Consider the following 19664-nt stretch of genomic DNA (forward strand, 5'->3'; position numbering starts at 1 on the left):
CAATGTATGACGACAACGATTACGACAACGATAACGGCAACGGGAGCGCAGACATGAACTACCGAACCGATGGGGGAACAGATGAGGGTGAAGATGATCCGTTCGGGGATGCGATGGACGCCGCTGAGAGCGCCGCAACAGGCGATGAGGACGGAAAGGTGCCATCTGGGGATGCTGAGAGCTTCGATGTCGAGGCGTTCCTTGAGGACCTTTCTGAAGGCGAGAAGACGAAGATGCTGAGTATTCGCGTGACGCCTGAAATGCACCGTCTCTGGCGGGAACTGCGCGAAGACCCGTCGGTGGAGGTGGATGTCCCTGAGAGCATCCGCAACCATATCGAAACGCTTGCTCATCGACACCCGACGGCAGCTGAGCGTGCGGGGCGAAAACTCGCAATCGAGCGCGAGTTTCAGTAAGACGACGCTCTCTGTCTGTGGGGCGTGTGTCTCTTCCGTTTTCGTGTGGTGTAGCCCAATAAGACCCGCCTGTCTCAAGATGGATCTCGTACCGATTGACGAACGGGAGGCGATCCCAGAGACGCTGCCGGGATACGAACAATGGCGTGCGTATTCAACGCCCGTAGGGGAATGGACGGTTCGAACGGCGAAAGCCGGCGCGTTCCTCATGACCTCGGTGGCCGGCGGGCTGCTGTTCGCCTACGTATTGGGGGCTGTTCCGAACCTTTGCGCGGTCACGCTTCCGGCGCTCCCTCCTGCGATCATGTGGGCAGTGGCCCTCGCAATTCTTGTGGCGGTTGTTGTGGTCCATGAGGCATTCCACGGACTGATTGCGTGGTGGATCGGTGCGGATGTCTCGTTTCAGGTGGGGAGCATGGGATTTCAGACGCTATCGAGACAGGCGATTCAGACGCGGCGTGAGACGGTTGCGTTCTATCTCGCGCCGTTGGTTGTAGCGACACCGCTCTGGTTTGTCGTATTGATTGCCTCGGGATATTTTCGCGCGCCGCTGGTGCTGTCCACTGCGTATTTCGCGCTCGCGGCGAACGTCGCCGGGTCGGCGGTTGATGTCTATTCCGTGTGGGAGATTTCGCGGCTTCCGCGCGGTTCTCTCATCTACAATACGAGGCATCGGACGCTGGTTGCATATCCAGCGTCATCTGAAAACACATTCTAACTGATGTCGGCTAGTCGCCGTTGAATGCACGGAACGGATATTCCTTGTAGCCGTCGCTGGAACGCAAGACGTAGCTTCGGGCTGTCTGGATTCAGTTACTGCGTCAAATCACGTCGTCTGGATCGTGAGTGCCCTGCATCCGCTGTGCTTCGGCCATATATTGCTCTTGGAGGTCGGGATCGTCGACAGAGCCGAGGTTCTCCGGGGCAGCATCGACAGCTGCCGTGGTGTCGCGGACATCGGTAAAAGAGGTCAGTGCTCGCTCTTTGCGGTAGTACTGCTCACCATCGAGGGTCGCGTAGGTGAGGATGATCAGATTTTGCTCGTCGTCGGAATAAGTCCGCTCGACGAGCCACACGCGAAGACTGTTGTCCCCCAGTTGTTCCGTCATGTTCGCCGGTTATTGCGCCTCAGGATTAAATGGTGGAGAAGAAAGATGGGTAGAGCTTTCAGATACACGGAACTCAAAATCCATCCCGACAGTACAAATTTCGGAGCCGACCATGCTTGAAACCATTTAGTCGACTCAGTGACAGTAGTCACTAGTTCAGCCAACCTACTCAGCTAATCGCGTAGAAGCAAGAACCGATCATTCCGGGCGTGAGAGCCGTCAGTAGGACCTACGGCGCGATAGCGCTCTCTGAAGAGTCGGCAGAGTGTGCAACCGGAATATCAACCTCGATCTCATCAAACGATACGACAGGACGCTTCGACCGGCCCTCCTGCACGAAGTCAATGACGTTCAATGCCTCCAGCACGGTGAGATTCTGATTGACTTCTTTGTGTCCTCTACCGACGAGTTCCGCCGCTTCTCGCATACTCGATGGCTCATACTGGCGAATTGCTTGGATGAGTTCCAAGTTGGGTTCGGTGATAAGCCGAGACAATGCGGACTCGTCTTCGAGCACCAACACGTGACGCTCTTCGAGTTCGTCACCGCGTTCGGCGGCTTTGATGCGGTCGTGGGTTTCTTCTCGGACGCGCTCTGCCTCGTCCCTTCCAACCCGGATCGTGAGTGTGGTGTGTTCGGACATGGTATGGTGTGATGGCGAGAGACGGTTAGGGACGGTGTTCATCCACTTCTTGGTCGAATCGGGTCTGAAGATCGCCCATGCCGGGAAACTCGATTTCCTCGATGCTGTCGCGCGCGTGTGGCGTTCGTGGCCTTTCTCGCGTTCGTGGGCGTTGTCGTACCGGAGGATGGTTTCGCCCTCCAGCGTCCCATAGTGGAGGGAGTAGTCCCATCCACAGGGGTATTGTGAGTCGTCGGTCTTTCGAATCGTGACCGAGGTCACCCGGTTGCCTTCTTGGACGGTATAGTCTTCAACCGTCTCGTAGTCTGCCATCGACGTATGGAGGTATGAACCCCTCCATAATAGGTATGTTGGTCTTGTCCCCACCATACAATTCGATCCGCTCTTGTGTAGATTAGCGGAACCGAGTCACGGAGATTACGGCATCCCGCCGACAGCAGTCGTACATGACCAATGAACGCGCTGCTTTCGGCGGAATGCTTGAGCAACTCGTTGACCTCGGAGCAATAGAGTTTCGGCCGGAGCCGCTCGACGCCATCGTCGAGCGGCGACTCAAAGCCATCTGGACCACCCGTACCTGCCCGAGCTGTGACGCCGACGCCCTCCACGCCCTCGATGGCTCGGCCCGTATCTGGTGTGGCCGCTGTGACTGGAAAACCACCTACACCCGTGGCACACCCTTCTATGACTCGGAACTCGCCCCCGGCGAGTTCCTCGTCGCCTTCGTCCTGTACGCTGATTCCCTCCTCAGCATCAACCAAATCGCACCGCTGCTTGACCGCGCCTACAAAACCGTCTTCGAGGCAATTAGCGACGTGGAAACCGCGTTCGCTCGCGGTTTCCCGACTGTTTGGGAACGCATCGAGCACACGATTGCTGGGCCGACACAGGTGGACGAAACGCAGCGGGTGTGCTCGGGGTTCAAAGGCCAGAACCCACCGCGGGACGGACTGTCCCGCGGCGGGTCCCCCGGACCCGGACGGGCGCGATGGACAGGAGAGCAGGGCGATGAGATGACGCTCGTCGCGGCCTGCCGCGACGTGCTCCAGGTGATCTCAGCCGAAGAGGGGTCGAAATACGACGAGAACCTCGGGCCAGTGATTAAGGAAGCAGGCGATCTCTCCCAGCCGCTGGGAGAGATCTGGACCGACGAGCTTCCCGCGTATCAGCAAATGGAACACGAGCATCGAACCGTTGTCCATGATGATGAGTACGTCTCAGAGGAAGGTATCCACACGAATCAGGTCGAATGCCTCTGGTCGTTAGTGCAACCGTGGCTGGCGAAATTCCGCGGCCTGTCCAAGCAGGGCTTGGAGCAGGCCGCTCGCACCTTCGGGCTTCTTCGCTCCCTGAATCTTGTTCAAGCACCCATCCACAGCCTTGTCGATTGCGTCGCTGTCAACGTATTCCGCTAATCTACACAAGAGCGATTCGATCTGTCGGGTCTGTGCGTCCCTGTTGCGCTCGCTTGACGAAGAACTATTTTTGTCCGTGCCTACACTTGCTTTAGACCGTACTCTGTAGGCTCGATCTTTTCGATGGCAGGGAGATGGCGTAACACCGGATGCATGACCCAATACAACGTCACAAACAGAAAGCCGATACCAGTCACAGCGACGACGACAGTACTCCCGATTGTCTCCCCTGCTACCCCGCCGAGCAGCGATCCGAGTGGTTCCGCCACCGCAGAACCACTGATGATGACCGAGGTCACACGTCCCAGTAGCTTCTCGGGAACATATGTCTGGATCAACGACATGAAAACGACGTTCGTTGCTCCGATTGGGATCCATGCGAGACAGAACAGCATGGCCGTCGCGGGGAGCCACTGAACATAGATCGCGCCCAGCCACGTGACGCCACTCAGGAAAAACCCGATGGCCATCAAACGTTGTACTGAAACCCCTTTCAGCAGCGAGGCACCGAGCGCGCCGAGCAGGAGACCAGCAGTTATCGCAGCGAGTAGCATCCCATACGTTCCCGCACCACCGCGAAGTGAGGCGAACACGGGAAGCGTGGCCATCGTCGCGCCGACGGCGAAGTTGGCGACCAGTGGCGGGATAAGCATCAAGACGAGGATCGTCCCGCGTGTATACTCGATTCCCTCGCGGAGATTCTCAACATAGTTTGAGAGTGACGACGCCACGTGATCCGTGCTCTCCTCGGTCTCGCTGTCCTCGAGAGCCGGGATTCTCGTCGCGGCGAAGATGAGTGCTGTCATGGCGAACGTCACCGAATCGATCAGATACAAGGACACTGCACCCACGAGCGCAACAAGGATTCCACCAAGCGACGAGAAAGCCGTATCCACGCCCTGATAGGCGAACGAAAACGCCGAATTCGCATCGACCAGTTCCTCTCTATCAACGATTCGGGGAAGAGCAGCATTCTGTGCTGGATAGACGAACTGGTTGAGCATCGCAACGACCGGCATCACGATCAGTACGAGTTCTACCGAGAGCCACCCTTTCCATGCGGCAAACGGAATGATGAGCACGAGCACGCCCTGAAGCACCTGTGTAGCAACGAGAAGTCGCCGAAGATCCCAACGGTCAACGAATGGTCCCGTGAGAAACTGCAACGCTTGTGGGGCGAGAGTTAGAAATCCCGCGAGTCCAGTGTAGATCGCCGAACCACTGAGGTCGTACGCGAGCCACATCGCCGCGATGTAGTAGAGGCTGTCACCCGCGTTCGTAATTATCCGTCCAGCGAAGAGTCGCCTGAACGCCACGTTTCCGAAGAGTGCTCGCATCGAAGAGAGGCAGGGAACATCGAGAGATAATAGTTAGCAGAACACCATTTCGGTAAGCTAGCTACCCGAAGCCCAGTTCTGTAAGACAGATTAGAGGGGAGAAATGGAGAGATCCTCATCGACCACTATTTCGAGGGAGTCCCCATTGAGTTCGAGAGTCGTCTCGATGCGCCACGGGTCCTGTGAGAGTACTGTTAAATTCTCCTCACGCAGCCACGGAAGCTCCCAGAGTGGCGTTTCGCCGAGGTCGATACCGTGGTTGTGGTGGAAGGCGTAGACGGCCGGGTGTGAGAGGAGGTAAATGCCGATTGAAGATACGGAACTCTCGTTACACCGCTCACAACGATATTCGATGCCAACCTCCTGTCCCTCGTAGAAATACTCGGAATCGTCGATTATCGAGCCACACATACGGCCAGCACAGTTGGGACAGAGTCCTCCAAACACCGATACGATATATGACCGAATCCAACTGTGGAATGCGCGGGCGAGTTCATCACGGGAACGATTTGCGAACGCACCCGGTGGGAAGCCGAACGTCGAAATCACTTCGTCGCAGGTGGGGCAGCTGATAGTAACACGCTCGTGCTTATATTCTGCTAACAGTGCGGACTCGCAGACGGAGCAAATAGAGCTGAGTTCGAATGATAGCGATGCCCCGCGTTGATTGAACGTTCCCGAACAGATGGCCCCGATGACTCGCTGACCGGCGTAGGTCAGTTCGTATTCGCCGTCTTCAGTACGACGAACGAAGCTCCCGACGAGTTGGTTGAGGTGATAGTTGAACTGGCCGCTATCATCCACGTTGGCGTAGCTCCGTAGTGTCGAAAAGGAAAGTGATTCCTCACTGGCCTCGTCAAACGCTTGAATAATCCTAACGCGGTTTTCGTTTCCGAGCAGCGCGAAGGCGTTCTCGGGTGAACTCTTCTCTGAATCGGTCTGCTTGGTTGAATCGGTCATGCGGTGAAGTTTCATCGGAGAAGGATAGCTCTACCCACTATCTCATAAGGATCGATTTGAACATAACCATGTTCCACTCATCGTCTCGGCTTAAGTTAGAACATCTGCATCATGCGGTTACTGGGCCGACAGTACACCGTCCTCGACGCTCGAATGTCTGGTCGGTCCCCGGTGCCGTTCGGGACCGCGAGTGTTGTTGCGGACCGTCCCGCACCGCTAACGCGGTGCTCCGCTGCCCCTGTCCCCTGCGCGTAGCTTGGCCGAGGTCAGATGAAGCGATGCACAGCTATCACCACTGCTGGTACACACTTGGGGTCGGGCTTGCAGTCACCCGCTCTGGCCACTTGCCCGCTACTCGCTTGCTCGGGATTCAGATGGTCGTCGAAGACTCGGGATTCAGGCCCGCCGTCGCTCTCGCGGTATCTCTTGCTGTTGCAGGACGACGCTGCTGGCTCATCGCTGGTATCGGCCTGCTGGGGATTCAGGGTTGTTGCCACCGCTTTCCTGCTGTCTCGCTCTCGCGCTCGCTCGGGATTCGGGCTTGCTCTCACTCACACTCCTGGAAGTGCCCTGCACCACGCTGGTGAATCCTCACAGCTGTTGCTGAGTTGGTAGTGAAGCGGTGCTGTAACTGGTAGTGAGGGCTGTGTTGAAAGCTGGTAGAGAGTGCTGTGCTGAGAGTAGGTAGTGAACGCTGTTGCTGAGTGCTGGTAGTGAGTAGAAGCTGAAACACACGCTGGGATTCAGCCTTGCTGTAGCTGTCGCTGTGCCGCCGCTGTTGCGGTGCTGTCGCTGTCGCGGTCTTGCTGGACTCGCGGTGCTGTTTTCGCTGTTGCAGCCCCCGCTGCTGCGGGCTGTGCTGTCGCTATTGCCGACGCAATGTTGGTACGGTGCTACTGCTGGCCTGACCCCCGGACTGTCGCTGAGAACTAACTGACTCCGGCTTGCTGACGCTGTTGGGTTGACCCCAGTGATACGCTGCTATCACTGCTGGACCCCCGGTCTATCACCTAGCGGTTTTCCAGTGCTGGCCGCTGGTAGTCGGCCTGACCCCCAGCTTGCTGTCGCTGGCGCTGTACTGCTCGCTGCTGCGCTGCTATCGCTGTCGCGGTGAAGGGGGACCTCCTGTTGCTTGCTGTCTCTCAGCAGTGATCTGTAGGCTCTCAGGGCTAGCCTGAATCCTCGGCAGTGTTCTATGGTGAATCCTGAATCTTCGCTGTTGCTCTGATTGACTGGCTAACTCTCACTGGTTGCTTCGCTGGCCCGAAATCCAGGACTTTGTTGGTGCGAACTAGACCTCGCGATGTGTTGTCGCTGGCTTGAATCTCGGTGATGCTCCTCACCGGAGATTGAATCCTCGACGATGCTGCTATTCTGAATCCTGCTGATGCTAGTCGCAGACCTGAATCCCGGTGGTGTGTCTCGCCGGGGTTGTATCCTCGATGATGGTACGCTCCCCTGAATCACGATGGGTCTCTAACTGACTGACTGAATCCCAGTGTTGCTTTGCTGGTCTGAATCCCTGTGGTAGTAAACGCGGCTTGACTCTCGGCCTGCTCTGGAGTGGCCTGAATCCCGGCAGTGCTATGCCTCGCTGAATCCCCGGCGCTGTTATCGGCGATTGCGGCCTTTTTCTCTGATCGCTGATATGCTCTGCTCGGGGGTCGATCTGTCTACGCTCCCGGCTATCGCCAATGTCTATTCTCACCCCAGCATCGGGGGTTTTGTGGACGGCGCGCTGAGATAAACTCTAATTGACTCTGAATAGGAGTCCTGATTCTGAAACCGTATAGGGTGACTACGATGGCTCTGAGTCTGTATTTTGAATCGTGAGTTTAATATATACTGGTGCTTGATATGTTCTATGGATGGCTCAGCCGGGGCGGATGGGAGTGATGAATCGGATGTTGAGACGGAACTTGACTGGCAGGCTCATGCAATTATAGAGGCGATCCACGACAACGGGGGCACTGCTGACACGAGCGAAATTCGCGCGATCACGGGTATTGATGACTACAACGTTGTCCTCTATCGGCTCAATACGAAATTGGAACCCCACGGTCTCGTTGATCTCATGCAACCCGACCCAGATGGGGGACGACCACGAGCGAAGGTGGTTACGCTTACCGAGCAGGGCAAAGCCTTCGCTGAACGCCTCACCACAGACGAGGACGATTCAGACGATTCCCCGGTATCGAGCATTGAACGGATTGAACGACTCGAAGCGCAGATGAACGCCCCCTATGGAAGTTGGGATACGGAAAACCGGCGGGAGTATGAATACGTCGTCGAAGGCATGGTCGCAATGCGCGATTTTCTGCGCGAGAAGCACGGCGAAGAATTTGAAGAGTACATGGCCGAGCATACATCCGGCTAGAGATTAGCGATAGAATTCATACTCTGGTTTGTGTACTCCCTGATAGCCGTCAGAACATAATGAAAGGTACATGGAATACATTCAGAAAGTTTGTCGGGATCTATCAAAATGAATTGTCTCCAAGCTCTACGAGTTCAATTTCAATTTTATCTACTGACGAAGTTTGGTTCCGCCTCGATCCATAGCGAGTCAAGCGCATGATTCCCCCCAAGGGGAAGCTTCGCAAATTCGACGCTACTGATGCTATACCCATTGAGCGTATCGCTTTGCTCGATGAACGGTCCCTGCAGGTTTACGTACACGTGCTCAAGTGAGAGGAGGTGATTCAGCTGCTCTGACAGCGTTTTGTCGCTATCAGTTGAGTGCTCTGGCTGGAGATCTCTAATATACCTCTCATGAGCCCGTCCCATGTCCTCATCCTGGCTCTCGTTGAATAGCTTTCGGAAGGGGTTCTCGACAATGAGGGCTTTCGGATATGGCGGCTGCGTTCGTTCCTCTTCCATAATAGTCTCAACGACATCCTCGTTCGAGATTTGCGGGAGGGTCGGGTTGACTCGCGTCTTGACACGAAGGAAATCGCTGGGCTTCTGGGCGTTTTTAAGTTGGTAGCCGAACGCCCCCACTGCTCGCCGGATAGGCGTATCGTTGACTGGAATACCGTCCGTGACGACATCAATATGCAGGTAGCGTGTTCGATCACCACCCATTGTTCCTTCTTCTCCCCGCGAGGGTTGACTGTCGACGATAAGGTACGCGGTCCCAGGTGACTTGATCGGCGTGACATACGTTGCGGACTCCGAGTGGTGCGTCCGCTCTGGGTTGTCGCGCTCATATCGATCATTCATTCTATTGAGAGCTGCGTAGTAGTCGGCGATCCCCTGCCCGCTCCAGTGTCCGCCCTCTTGACCGATGCTCCAGACCCCCTGACCGACGTACGGACTTGCACGAGCAAACCCAGCGAAGAGTTCCTCCTGCCCCCGGACACCGTTGTTCCGATGTTCTTTTGTGTTTATGACGTACATCGCATCAGTTGAGTATGGGAGAAACGACGAGTACACGATAGTCGGCAGCCCCCCACCGAGGTTCTTTTTGCTCGTGTACCGGACATTCTCTAGAGATCCGCCTCTCAGCAGTTCATCTCGATCTGGTACCTCGACTACTTTCAGTTCTTCGAGCCCTGCTTCTACTATGTCTGCGTATGACTGGTCGAGGTCGTTGTTCGTTATCTCATCGTACGACTTGACTCGCCCGTGCAGTGCCCAGTCGATCTCGATATTCGGTCTCACTGTACTTGGACAGATTGGCTCCATGACTATAAACATTGTCCAAAAGTATACCCAGTCCAAATAAAGTCAGAAATCACATAGTAAATAGGATTCGAGAGAATAAAGACCTCTAAGCCCACAAAACTCGACGTAAAGACGCGTAGACTATGGAAAATTTCGATCCTGAGGAGGAATTGATAATAGTTAGGTTGGTCTAGTTGTCTATTGGGACTCAGTAGAGTCCGATGGTGCTTATATCACTGCCGCTTTGGCGTAGCGCTCCTGAACGATTAATTCGAGATTGTCCGCTATGACAACGGTCCTAGTGTGATCAACGCAGTAGGTTTCGCCCAGCTCGTCGCAGAGTACTGCTGTATCTCGCACGGCGATTTCAACAAGTCGCCAATCCGTGATGTGAGAACACCGAAGATTTCAGCTACTCCCTATCACCAATTCAGTTCGGTTCGACCGCTCACACTTACGGCGAGAGGCCCATGAATCCGTGATCGCTCTCATCTGCATCCTCGCTGCTTTCGCTTTGATTCGTGGTTTTCTGTGGCTGATCGTCATCGGATTTAGAGGAATCCTCGCTTTCAGTTTCGTCGTTGGCGTCGGGTGATCCCTTCGCCTCGGGTGGCACACGCGGAGCAGTGATCTCACCATCCTCACTAGTGCTCGATGGTTCTTCTCTCTTGGTCGGATTCGACAGAGTAGCATCGAACAGTGGTGCGACCATCGTGACTGCTCGCTCTTTGGTCAGCTGCGTTGGGTCGACTCCGGTGAGCACTTGACGGGTTCGCTCGGCCGCTCGTGCTTTCGGCACCCCTTTAGCTGCGATCTCGCTTGCGACTATCTCAATGAATTCGGTTTTCTCTGGCCGCCCATCCTCGACCTCACCATCGACGGCTTCGGGCTCGCCTTCGCTTTTGTCGCTCCTCTCGTCTTCATCGTCACCCTCTTCAGCTAATCCTTCTGGCGTCTCCGGCAGCGTGATCTCGTCGGGCAACAGCGGCTCGAACTCACCTTTCGCTGCAATCTGCGGCTCGTCATACTCGGGGTTGTCCACGTCGGGGAATACGACAAAGCAGAAATCGTCCGGCGTCGGGGTACGTCGGTACTCGTTTTCCGGGATAAACGGTGCGTAGATGCGCCGCCAGTTCTGCTTCATTGCCCCCTTCGTCTCGTACTCTTCACGGCCTCCATCCTTGGTGCGAACGACATAGACACCCTTGCTCTGGTCGTACTCGTAGTACGCTGCTGTATCTTCGCGCTCGACGTTTGCCACTGCCTCAGGACTGTCGAAGCGCATGTACTCCTGTGGCGGCGCGATCTCTTCGCGGTCTTCCTTCACACCTGTATCCCGCAGGACGACCTCGCCGTACTCTTCTTCCCAGCGGATTTGCGTGCTGCCTTCCTCGCGGACGGTCCGAAGCGCGTACACGCCCTCTTCGATTTTCAGATGGTTCTTTTTCTCGTTGTAGAACCAGCGGTTGCCGTTCTCGTCGGTTTCGTTCGCAAACGTCAGCGTGTTGTAGTCGATTTTCACCTCGCCACCTTCGCGGTAGGTGTCGTAGATGATCTTCTCGCCGCGCTCGCGCCAATGGTCGAACTGCTCAGGATCGCCGAACATCTCGTCTTTCAGCGCGAACACGCAAAATCGCCCGGAGTTAATCGCTTTCCGCAGGTTGGTAAGCGTCTGTTCGGGGGCGTCCATCGTACTCGTCTCGGCTTCAATCGAGACGTTGTATTCACCAGCGAACTCCCAAACATGGGGAAAGTCGTTTTTCAACCGCTGTTCGCGCTTGCGGCGCTCGGTCGGATCGTTCGTCGCCATTGGATCAACCGGGAGATCGGCCATCCCGTCAGCGGCTTCGTTGCTATCCTGCGTTGGAAGCCACGTCGCATAGCTGAGCTTGACGAACGCAGCTTTCGCTTTCGCAAGGACAAGCCGATGATCGAACCCCCCGCCGTTCTCGGCGGAGCCTGTATCCTGTGTGAGACCTGCGTTCCGCAACCCTTCGGTAGTCAGCGTCAGGACGCGCTCGCCCTCTCGCTTGCCTTTTTCGAGTTCGGTATCCGGCGTCTCCTCGATTAGATTGGCGACTTTGTTGTCTGAGCCGAGATCACTGCTCGCTATCCGGCGAAGCTCCGCAACGACCTCTTCGTAAGGAACAGACTCACCGACTGCATCGCGGCGAATTTGCACTGTGTGAGCCGCTTCGTAGAGGCGCTGTGTTGATGTCTGTCCGGCCGCCGCCGGCTCTGGTTCCTCTCCATCCTCGAAAACTGGCTCACCGTCTTCCAAGTAGAATGCCGACGACTGTTGCTGTTCCTCTGCCGACTCGATGGGTTCGCCATAGCGCTTCATCGATTGGATTTTGAGCGCTTCGACCTCCTCGTCGCTCATGCCCGTCTCGCCGGTCGCGCTCTCTCGCACCTCTTGAATCGGCTCAAAAGCATTGACCAGATACGAGTGGGTGTTATCGTCGGTAGAGGTGTGGGTACGGAGGTAGCATTTGTATCGGGGCATCTCTCGAAGCGTCTCAGCATCGACCGAGTGGTGCTCGGCGACGTAATCAGCATTTTTCGTGCCGGGATTGAATGAGAGAAACGTATCACACTGATTGCCGACGGCATTTTTCAGCCGTTCGGGAAGTTGGTTGCCGGGAGCCTGACAGGCCATCACGCAGCGATAGTTGTGTCCACCCGCTTCCGAGAGAATCGTGTGGAGGTTGGATTCCTCAGTGGCTATCTTATCGAACTCGTCGCACACGAGGTAGAACGGTTCTTCGTTGTCACAGACACGCTTACTCGCGTACGTTCGTCGGATGAGTGCCGTGGTGAGCAGCCGGCGCTCGGTCTCACCTGCGCCTTTGGCGAAGCGGAGCACGATGACCTTTCCCTCCTCGACCGCTTCGTGAATCGAAAACGACGGGTCACGGGCGGAAATGAGATCGCGGATGGCGTCGTTGTGAATCCACTCGTCCATCCGGCCGGCGAGCGGTTCGAGGTCGGTGTCCTCTTTCTCCTCGAATCGCTTGGCAGTCTCTCGGATGAACGTAATGCGCTCGTCGTCCATCCAGCGCGAGAACTCCGAGAGACCAGTCTGCGATGAACACGCGCAGGCCAGATCGAGCAGGCTCACCCCGCGTCCGGACCGCAGCAACCCTCTCGATACGGTCTTGGTTACGCGCTTCATCAGCGCACCGAGGTACTTCTCTGAGCCACCGGACTGGGCGACCATCGCGGCGATATCGTCAGCGAGAGCTTCGATCATCGTCGCCGCGAACCGTGAGTCAGGGTCATACCCCGGTGGTATCTCCATGAAGTTGAACCGGGGAATGTTCTCGTAGGGTTCATCGTCAGGACCCAGCCCAAGGTCCATTACGATCAGGTCCTCTTCATCGCGGTGTTCAGGCCACTCTCGAATGAAATCCTCCGCGTCGTCGCCCTTCGGATCAATGACCAGAGCGCCCTGCTCGCGCTCGAATACCTGTGAGCAGAAATGCTCGGTGAGCACGGTTTTCCCATATCGAGTGCGGCCGGCGATGAACATGTGAGCATCCAAAAACTTCGAAAAGATGCCGGCCTCGGTACCGTGCTTTGCTCCCCACCCGAAGTAAAACGGGTCGCCCGGACTGCTGGCGTCGAAGATCGTGGTCTCTTTGAGGTGGTCGCTCGCACTAACGACCCCGTAGTCATCGAACGGGAACCGCGGGGTTTTCGGTGGCACACCGTCGCCGGGTTTCGCCAGTGACCACCGCATCTTGTTCGTCGCAATGTCCTTCGCTTCGGGAATGTTTACGAGACCGGCGATCTCGCCTTGTGCCTTGACGATACCTGTCTCCTCAAATTCTCGTGCGGCCGCGTCAGCGTACTCGTTGGTGAGATTGCGCTGGCTAATCGGCTGAGGGATGAACGTCTGTTCGCTATTGGCTTCGTAGAAGTTCTCGAACATTCCGGCAGTCTTAGATGCGCGCCGTTTCGCTACCTCGGGGTCTTCCGAGAGCGCGAACACGCGCAAGCACAGATGCCAGCCCTTCTCTCCTTGCTGTTCTTCGAGAAGGTTGGCGATCTTCTTGTCTACCTTCGAAGCGGGATACTCGACTTTCTCCTTGGTGAACGTCATCCGCTCTTTCTTGATAGTCGGCTGGTTGAGGTTGAACGAGAGTTCCTGAAGCGACAGCTCACCCGTGATGTTCGGGTCATCCTCGTCGGTAAGCCCGTGACCGCCGGACACGCCCTGTCGCCACCCACGGTCTTCGGGGCGGAACATGATTTGAACCACGACATCCGCATCCGGTGCTACATCATCCTGTGAATCGACCATTTCCTGCATGATCGCGCCGGTCGGATCGGAGCGGAAGCCCGGCAGCGAGATATTCTTGATCGGAAAGAGCGTGTATTTGCGAAGCGCGAGTGTCGCACCTGAGATATAGACTGACTCACCGTCGGTAGCGCCGGATTCGTCGGCAGCAGTGGCTTGCTCGACCGGCAAGAGTGCGGGATCGGTTCGGTCGAACAGTGATTCATCGTAGCGCGTCTGCAGCTGTCCCTCGAAGGTACCGGCGAGCGACTGGCTGCCGGGAACGTACTGAAGCGACAGCGATCTCTCGCCGCTCTCGTCGGCGGTGTACCGTATCTCGGCTGCGTGGGCGGGCGAGACGTTGACCGTGCGGCGGCGGAGACCCTTCGTCGTGGTTTCGACCGTGTGCAGCGATTCCAGGACTTCGATCATCGCCTCGATGCCGCCGTTATCACGGTGGGGACGCACGGAGATGGCCTGCTCTACGTCGTCCGGCGGGGCAAACTCTGCGGCCATTTCGGGGGTGATTTCACTGGCTGCGTAGTCCGTGGCAGAATAGGACTTGCTGAGACCGCCAGTGTCGGCACCTCCGGCGTAACTACTCGGGTCACCAATGTTGCTATCAGTATCGCCCATTTTCGTGTTCGTTCGTGATCTCTTCATCCGCCAATTGAGCGAGACATACCTTTCTCGACCGCGTGAGTGTCTGCATCCCCGTTACCCCTGATAGCGGTTAGCGCACGTTCGGTTGCAGAACACGCCAGCAATGTCATGACGGCGATAGGGTCTTTCACCAACCTCTCCGCCACAATAGGCACACAGTTGCATTATTCGCCACCTTCCGTGGGAGAGTCGTCCTGAGTGGTCGAATGAGTCACCCCGCTTCGTGATTCTCCGAGAGTGATGTGTGGCGGGAGATCACGGTCGAACGGGTCGGTCGTACTGACCTGTTCGTCCTGCTCGTGGTGATTATCAGGGACACCTTTCGGATCGAAAAACGTGACTGTCGTTTCGTCGTTGTCGTACATCTCTTTGATGAACTCAGTAGCGTCGGAAACGGTGCTCTCGAATGTTTGTTCGTCCGATGCGTCGTCAGTCGTAGATCGTCGATTGTCCTCAGTCATGATCGGCTGTTGCAGGTCCCTCGTCGGATTCCGCCGACTCGTCAAGAAGGCTGATCGCGCTCTCGGTGATCGTCTCGGCCCGCGCCTCGCCGATACCTTCGACATCGGTCAAGGCAGATTGACCGGCTGCGGCCACGTCTCTGATTGACCCATAGCCTGCTTCGCGGAGTATATTGGCTCGGTTGCCGCCGACCTGCTGGATGTCCGTGAGCACAGGTTGACCGTCGGTGCTCTCGGACGTTGGCTCGGTTGCATCGGCGCTCTCATCGCCGTCGGAAGCATCCGATGGCTGTGTTTCCTCGACTGACTGCTCACTGCTCTCGCCGGTTTCAGAACCGTGAGAGTCCTCCGTGTGGGCCTCACCAGCATCGGCAGTCTCATCTGCGGTCGTGGGCACAGACGCTTCCGAAGACTCCAGCGCTTGCTCGGCCACGTCCTGTATGTAGGCCGCATTCGTCTCATCAATACCCTCGACCGCTGCGAGCGTGGTCGGTTCGGCCGTATAGACCTCTGTAACCGTCTCGAAGCCGGCTTCACGCAACGCGGTGGCTTTCTCCGTATCCACGATACCGATGTCAGTAAGCTCTGGTTGGGCTTTCCCGGCGGCCGGATGATCGAAAGCAGAACTGATGCTGCCTCTGAACCGGCTCAGTAGCCCTCGCCGACTCACCTCACCTTCCCAGTCCGATTCGTCAACAGTCGCACCCTCTTCTTCACGGTGCCCACTTGGATCGCTGCCATTCTCAGATGCGCCCTCCGGTGAGAACTCAACCTCTACAGCCGGGTTCTCTTCCTCGGACTCATCCGGGTCTGGGTCCTGCTTGCTCTCCGTTTCTGTGGCTGGTTCCTCTCGTGTACCTGCGTCACTCGTCTCCGCTGTTTCGATAGCGCCGGGCGTCGGAGCGGGAGTTTCAGCCGCCGTGGCTCCCGTGGATGCCATGACGTCGTCCTCTGGCTCAGACTCAGCGTGTGCATCGTACAGAGCAGCATCATCCACCCAATCCGATCCTTCGTAGGTTTCGGAGAGAGTATCATTGCCGGCGTTGGCGGGCGCACTGTTGTCGTTTGCGTTGTCGTTGTCGTCATACGTTGGCGCTTCTATCCGCTCGACGCTCGTTCTACTGTGTCCGTTTGACCCAGAGCGCTCGCCGAGAGTGCTCGGGTCCACAGTGAGCAAATCATGGGCCGCGTCTGTATCGCTGGCTCGCCGGCCGTTGATACCGCTCTCGCTCGTACTGTTGCCGACTGGGCCAGTCAGCGTCCCACCGTCCGCGGTTGCCGTCTGAGCGGTTGTAGCCGCTGGTGATGACTCCTCATCAACCTCTGCTGGGCCGGGAACAACTGGAACAGCAGTTGCTGGCGGCGTATAGCCGCTCTCCTCCGGCGGCTCGATACCACATTGTGCCTCCATGTACGCCGCGAAGTCGCCGTCCTCGCGTGGCGTGTACGTACAGACAGCATCCTCGACCGGCGATGCTTCGATATGCAGTGGGAACCAGCTTTCAGGGCGGTCGTCAAACTGGATGAGTGATTGTGAGTAGTCGCCTTCCTTGCCGGGGTGCATCCCCTTCTTGACGTGGTTCACCTGCTTCTCGTTCAAGCCGAACTTCGGCAGGATGTCGTCTGCCTCGTCGTCAGTATCGAGGCCTCGCGTGCGGAAGAACTGGACCGTCGAACACTGCTCATAGATCGTCCGGCGTTTGTTCTCGCCAGCACCGCCCGTCGTCTGTGCGATGAACTCGCGCGGCGATTGCGAGCAAAACCACAAGCAAGCATCGTAGCGTGCCCACTCACGGGCGGCTTTCTGCAACCAGTTCACCATCTCTTCGGAGTGGAGCAAGAAGTGCGCCTCGTCGATGAGGAAGATCGTCTCACCGGACGTGCGCTTGACCTTCTGGTTGACCTGATCCAGCATGAGCCGGAACATGGCCGACTTCTCTGCCGAACTCGAATCCCGGAATTGCCGAAGGTCGAGGTACGCCATGTCCACGTCGTCATCCATGAGGCCGGTCGCGTCCTCATCGAGCAGATATTCGTATTTCTGACCCTCCATGAACCCGCCGAGCGCGTCACGTAATTCGGCGATCTTGTCGGCTTTCTTGCCGAGTTCTTTGTCGTGAGTGCCGAGTGTAAGCGAACTCGGCTCGTCCATCACTTTCTCGGACAGTTCGATGAAATCACGCATGGTCGCGTCCGCTTCGGCAAGCGATGACGGGTCTCGCGGGTCGGCTCCCGCCTCGATCAACGTCCGACGCACGAGTTGTTCAATCGTGTTGTGGAAGATCGACGGGTCGTACCCTTGTGTACGGACGAGTGCCTTGATGAACTGCACAATGCTGTCGGCCTTCATCGTAAACGGACTCATCTGCCCGCCCGAGTGGCTGGCGTGCTCCGGCGGCGCTTCCGTATAGAACGGGTTGACCGCATCCCGCCCACCGAGTACGATGTGCTTGCCATTCAACGCCTTCGTCAAGCCGTCGAACTCGCCCTGCGTGTCGAGGACGATGAGCGTCCGGTCTTCGTCCTCGGAATACCAGCGCTGGCACGCTTTCTGTGCCGAGTAGGACTTCCCTGATCGAGAGGTCCCGATAGTGATGATGTGCGGCGCGAGACCGCGCTCGAACGGATTGGCTTTGATAACCTGTCCGTCCTGCTCATTGCGCCCCCACTCGATGCCCTCCTCCTCTTGGATGGTATCAGAGCATGGTGGGAACAGGGCTGCCACGCCATCGCCGAGCATCCACTGGGTTTTGAGGTCGCGGCGGCCGATCTGTGCGAAGGTGTTGCGGCCGGTCGGCGACCCTGCCTCGAACGCTGCATGGTGGAGATCGCCGGCCATCACGGGATAGCAGTTCGTCGGCGCGGCTTCGAGCAGGTCGGTAATCTGCTCAGAGCGCACGCGAAGTGCGTCCTGTTTCGCAGCATCCAGCGAGGCATAGTCGCGGAGCGTGTCTTCGAACTGCTCGATGGCCTGCTTCTGTCCGGCACGGACAGTCACGTAGGCGCTGACGCGCCACGGCTGGACGTTCGTCGTTCGCAGCAGTTCGTACATCTGGGTGTAGATGTCCTGATCAGCATCGACGCCGATAGCGGTCACATCACCCCCGCCCTCGGAACGCTGGACGCCTTCTGCACCGATTGACCCCCACTGCTTCGAGAGTTCCTTCATCACGGCGTCCCGGTCCTCCGGTTCGACGTGGATAGACACGTCCAAATCGACCGGAATGTCTGTCTCGGGATTGAGGTCGCCCCCATCGAGTTCCGCACCGAACAGCGTGTAGATGGGTTTCCAGTAAAGTGAATCGGGTTCGTCCGGCCATTCACTGATCCAGTAGGTGCGACAGAGTTGGTCGCCGACGCGCACGTAATCGCGGGTCACGTCGTAGATACCGGGGGCGAGCAACCGCTGAGCCGGCGTCTCGTCGTCAGATGATAGACCAGTGCTGTCGGCACCGTTCGCCTCGTCGCTGCTGGCAACCCCATCGAACAGTCCAAACAAGCGCTCGCGGGCGGTTCGATTGCCCGGAGCACGCAGCGTTTCGCCCTCTTGATCGTCGTCTGCATCGCCGGGTTCGCTCTGAGCCATATCAGTAGCGTCCTCACGCTCATCCCCCGGCATGGGAATGTCACTATTCGGCGTGTTCTGGGTCCGTGCAGGGGGCCAGACAGTCGGTCCGGTATGCTCACGGCGGAAGACGCGTTCGAGTTCGTCGTCGGGAGCGTGATTCTCGCCAGTCCAATAATCAAGGAGTATCTGCGCGTGCTCGTCCGGCGAGATACGCTCGGCCGAGAGTCCCTCGACATTACTGATGGCCCCCTCGACTTTCGAGAGCCGCGAGAGCAATTCACGCTTAGCAGCGCGGCGGCGCTGGCGCTCGGTCACGTCCTCTGACGAACGGAACGGACTCAGCCGAGCGCGTATCGACGGCGAAGGTAATGAGCGGGCGTCGTCAGCTGTCGCCTCGACGACGATGTAATGCCGACGCTCGGGTGCGTCCCATGCAGGATCGTCAGTGGTGCTTCGCCACTGCGCGAGTGATCGACAGATCGCGCGCACGTACGTCCACACACGACCCTCAAGGCGCTCACTCCGTGCAGCCTCGTGATACGGCTTCGTGAGCGCGTCCGCGTCCGATGTATGCAGCGTAGTCGTGTAGAAGCGAAAGCCGAAATTCTTGATCGTCTCATCGATCTGCCCACCGAGTTGGTTCACGATCTCGTTCGCGTCAAAGCCGGTCATTCGGTCGGTTGCCCGCCCACTGATGTCAGCAAGCCCAACGACACGACCGTCGGTCATCCGGGCCGTCCCATCATCATAAATCTCTGCAAGGCCAGCAAGGTCGTGAGCGACCGTCTCGGAATGATTCCACGGCATCGACCGCCGGAGTCGGCGGTAGCGCCGCCAGTTTCGCAAGCGCTCACGCGGTGGCGTATGCCAGTTCGACTTGATGACGACCCAGCCGCCGAGAACGAGCGCTATCGGCGCGAACACCAACACGAACACCCCCGCGAGCAGCAACGGGCCACTCATGAGCACCGTGAGAACGCCTGCGAGCGCACAGAGGATCGCCGGAAGGAAACCGATAAAGAACTTCTTCACCGGATACCCGTTGATCTTCATCGCGGTATCAACGTGCTGTGGAATGATCTGTGCCGGACTCCGGTTCGTTTCTTCTTCGTCTGAGTTCTGAACTGCTTTGCTCATTGGTATG

Annotated in this window: 12 protein-coding genes; 4 read left to right on the forward strand and 8 right to left on the reverse strand. The window is 57.4% G+C overall.

Annotation, left to right across the window (positions count from 1 at the left end):
* Positions 1–2 precede the first annotated feature (2 nt).
* Positions 3–416, forward strand: a complete 414-nt coding sequence (locus ACP97_RS15440) for a hypothetical protein (protein ID WP_049998740.1) — start codon at positions 3–5, stop codon at positions 414–416.
* 79 nt (positions 417–495) lie between these two features.
* Positions 496–1134, forward strand: coding sequence for a DUF3267 domain-containing protein (locus ACP97_RS15445; RefSeq protein WP_049998741.1), 639 nt, complete (start codon positions 496–498; stop codon positions 1132–1134).
* Positions 1135–1237: 103 nt separating this feature from the next.
* Here ACP97_RS15445 and ACP97_RS15450 read toward each other — a convergent pair whose 3' ends face one another.
* A complete protein-coding gene (locus tag ACP97_RS15450; RefSeq protein ID WP_049998742.1) occupies positions 1238–1525 on the reverse strand; it encodes a hypothetical protein in 288 nt (95 codons plus the stop codon).
* A 229-nt stretch (positions 1526–1754) separates the two neighbouring features.
* Positions 1755–2480, reverse strand: coding sequence for a toxin-antitoxin system TumE family protein (locus ACP97_RS20910; protein ID WP_237561205.1), 726 nt, complete (start codon positions 2478–2480; stop codon positions 1755–1757).
* 134 nt (positions 2481–2614) lie between these two features.
* Here ACP97_RS20910 and ACP97_RS15465 point away from each other — a divergent pair, with 134 nt between their 5' ends.
* The gene (locus ACP97_RS15465) at positions 2615–3583 is read left to right on the forward strand and encodes an IS1595 family transposase (RefSeq protein ID WP_049998744.1); all 969 of its coding nucleotides are present in this window, start codon (positions 2615–2617) and stop codon (positions 3581–3583) included.
* Positions 3584–3663: 80 nt separating this feature from the next.
* Here the strand turns inward: ACP97_RS15465 and ACP97_RS15470 are convergent, their stop codons facing one another.
* Together ACP97_RS15470 and ACP97_RS15475 are read right to left on the reverse strand one after the other, a co-directional pair.
* A complete protein-coding gene (locus tag ACP97_RS15470) occupies positions 3664–4920 on the reverse strand; it encodes an MFS transporter (RefSeq protein WP_049998745.1) in 1257 nt (418 codons plus the stop codon).
* 90 nt (positions 4921–5010) lie between these two features.
* On the reverse strand, positions 5011–5880 hold the full coding sequence (locus ACP97_RS15475; RefSeq protein WP_049998818.1) for a DUF7351 domain-containing protein: 870 nt from the start codon (positions 5878–5880) through the stop codon (positions 5011–5013).
* Between the two features lie 1864 nt (positions 5881–7744).
* On the opposite strand from ACP97_RS15475, the gene ACP97_RS15480 reads away from it, so the two are divergent.
* Positions 7745–8257 (forward strand): MarR family winged helix-turn-helix transcriptional regulator, encoded by a 513-nt coding sequence (locus tag ACP97_RS15480; protein ID WP_049998746.1) that lies wholly within the window; start codon positions 7745–7747, stop codon positions 8255–8257.
* A gap of 146 nt (positions 8258–8403) precedes the next feature.
* On the opposite strand, the gene ACP97_RS15485 is transcribed toward ACP97_RS15480, so the two are convergent.
* The 4 genes from ACP97_RS15485 to ACP97_RS15500 form a co-directional block, all read right to left on the reverse strand.
* Entirely contained in the window at positions 8404–9543 is a 1140-nt protein-coding gene (locus tag ACP97_RS15485; RefSeq protein ID WP_154020041.1) for a hypothetical protein, read from the reverse strand.
* A 457-nt stretch (positions 9544–10000) separates the two neighbouring features.
* On the reverse strand, positions 10001–14344 hold the full coding sequence (locus tag ACP97_RS15490) for a type IV secretory system conjugative DNA transfer family protein (protein WP_161782636.1): 4344 nt from the start codon (positions 14342–14344) through the stop codon (positions 10001–10003).
* Positions 14345–14655: 311 nt separating this feature from the next.
* Positions 14656–14952 (reverse strand): hypothetical protein, encoded by a 297-nt coding sequence (locus ACP97_RS15495; RefSeq protein WP_049998749.1) that lies wholly within the window; start codon positions 14950–14952, stop codon positions 14656–14658.
* Positions 14945–19657 (reverse strand): helix-hairpin-helix domain-containing protein, encoded by a 4713-nt coding sequence (locus ACP97_RS15500; RefSeq protein ID WP_049998750.1) that lies wholly within the window; start codon positions 19655–19657, stop codon positions 14945–14947. The genes ACP97_RS15495 and ACP97_RS15500 overlap by 8 nt, the downstream gene beginning before the upstream one ends.
* Positions 19658–19664: the final 7 nt, after the last annotated feature.

Origin of the sequence: Halococcus sediminicola (assembly GCF_000755245.1) — an archaeon.
Lineage (GTDB): Archaea > Halobacteriota > Halobacteria > Halobacteriales > Halococcaceae > Halococcus > Halococcus sediminicola.

Bases quoted from the DNA above. Each gene is read 5' to 3' on its own strand.
- ACP97_RS15440 (WP_049998740.1), top strand. From the start codon at position 3: ATGTATGACGACAACGATTACGACAACGATAACGGCAACGGGAGCGCA.
- ACP97_RS15480 (WP_049998746.1), top strand. From the start codon at position 7,745: ATGGATGGCTCAGCCGGGGCGGATGGGAGTGATGAATCGGATGTTGAG.
- ACP97_RS15450 (WP_049998742.1), bottom strand. From the start codon at position 1,525: ATGACGGAACAACTGGGGGACAACAGTCTTCGCGTGTGGCTCGTCGAG.
- ACP97_RS15445 (WP_049998741.1), top strand. From the start codon at position 496: ATGGATCTCGTACCGATTGACGAACGGGAGGCGATCCCAGAGACGCTG.
- ACP97_RS15500 (WP_049998750.1), bottom strand. From the start codon at position 19,657: ATGAGCAAAGCAGTTCAGAACTCAGACGAAGAAGAAACGAACCGGAGT.
- ACP97_RS15490 (WP_161782636.1), bottom strand. From the start codon at position 14,344: ATGGCCGCAGAGTTTGCCCCGCCGGACGACGTAGAGCAGGCCATCTCC.
- ACP97_RS15470 (WP_049998745.1), bottom strand. From the start codon at position 4,920: ATGCGAGCACTCTTCGGAAACGTGGCGTTCAGGCGACTCTTCGCTGGA.
- ACP97_RS15495 (WP_049998749.1), bottom strand. From the start codon at position 14,952: ATGACTGAGGACAATCGACGATCTACGACTGACGACGCATCGGACGAA.
- ACP97_RS15465 (WP_049998744.1), top strand. From the start codon at position 2,615: ATGACCAATGAACGCGCTGCTTTCGGCGGAATGCTTGAGCAACTCGTT.
- ACP97_RS15475 (WP_049998818.1), bottom strand. From the start codon at position 5,880: ATGACCGATTCAACCAAGCAGACCGATTCAGAGAAGAGTTCACCCGAG.
- ACP97_RS20910 (WP_237561205.1), bottom strand. From the start codon at position 2,480: ATGGCAGACTACGAGACGGTTGAAGACTATACCGTCCAAGAAGGCAAC.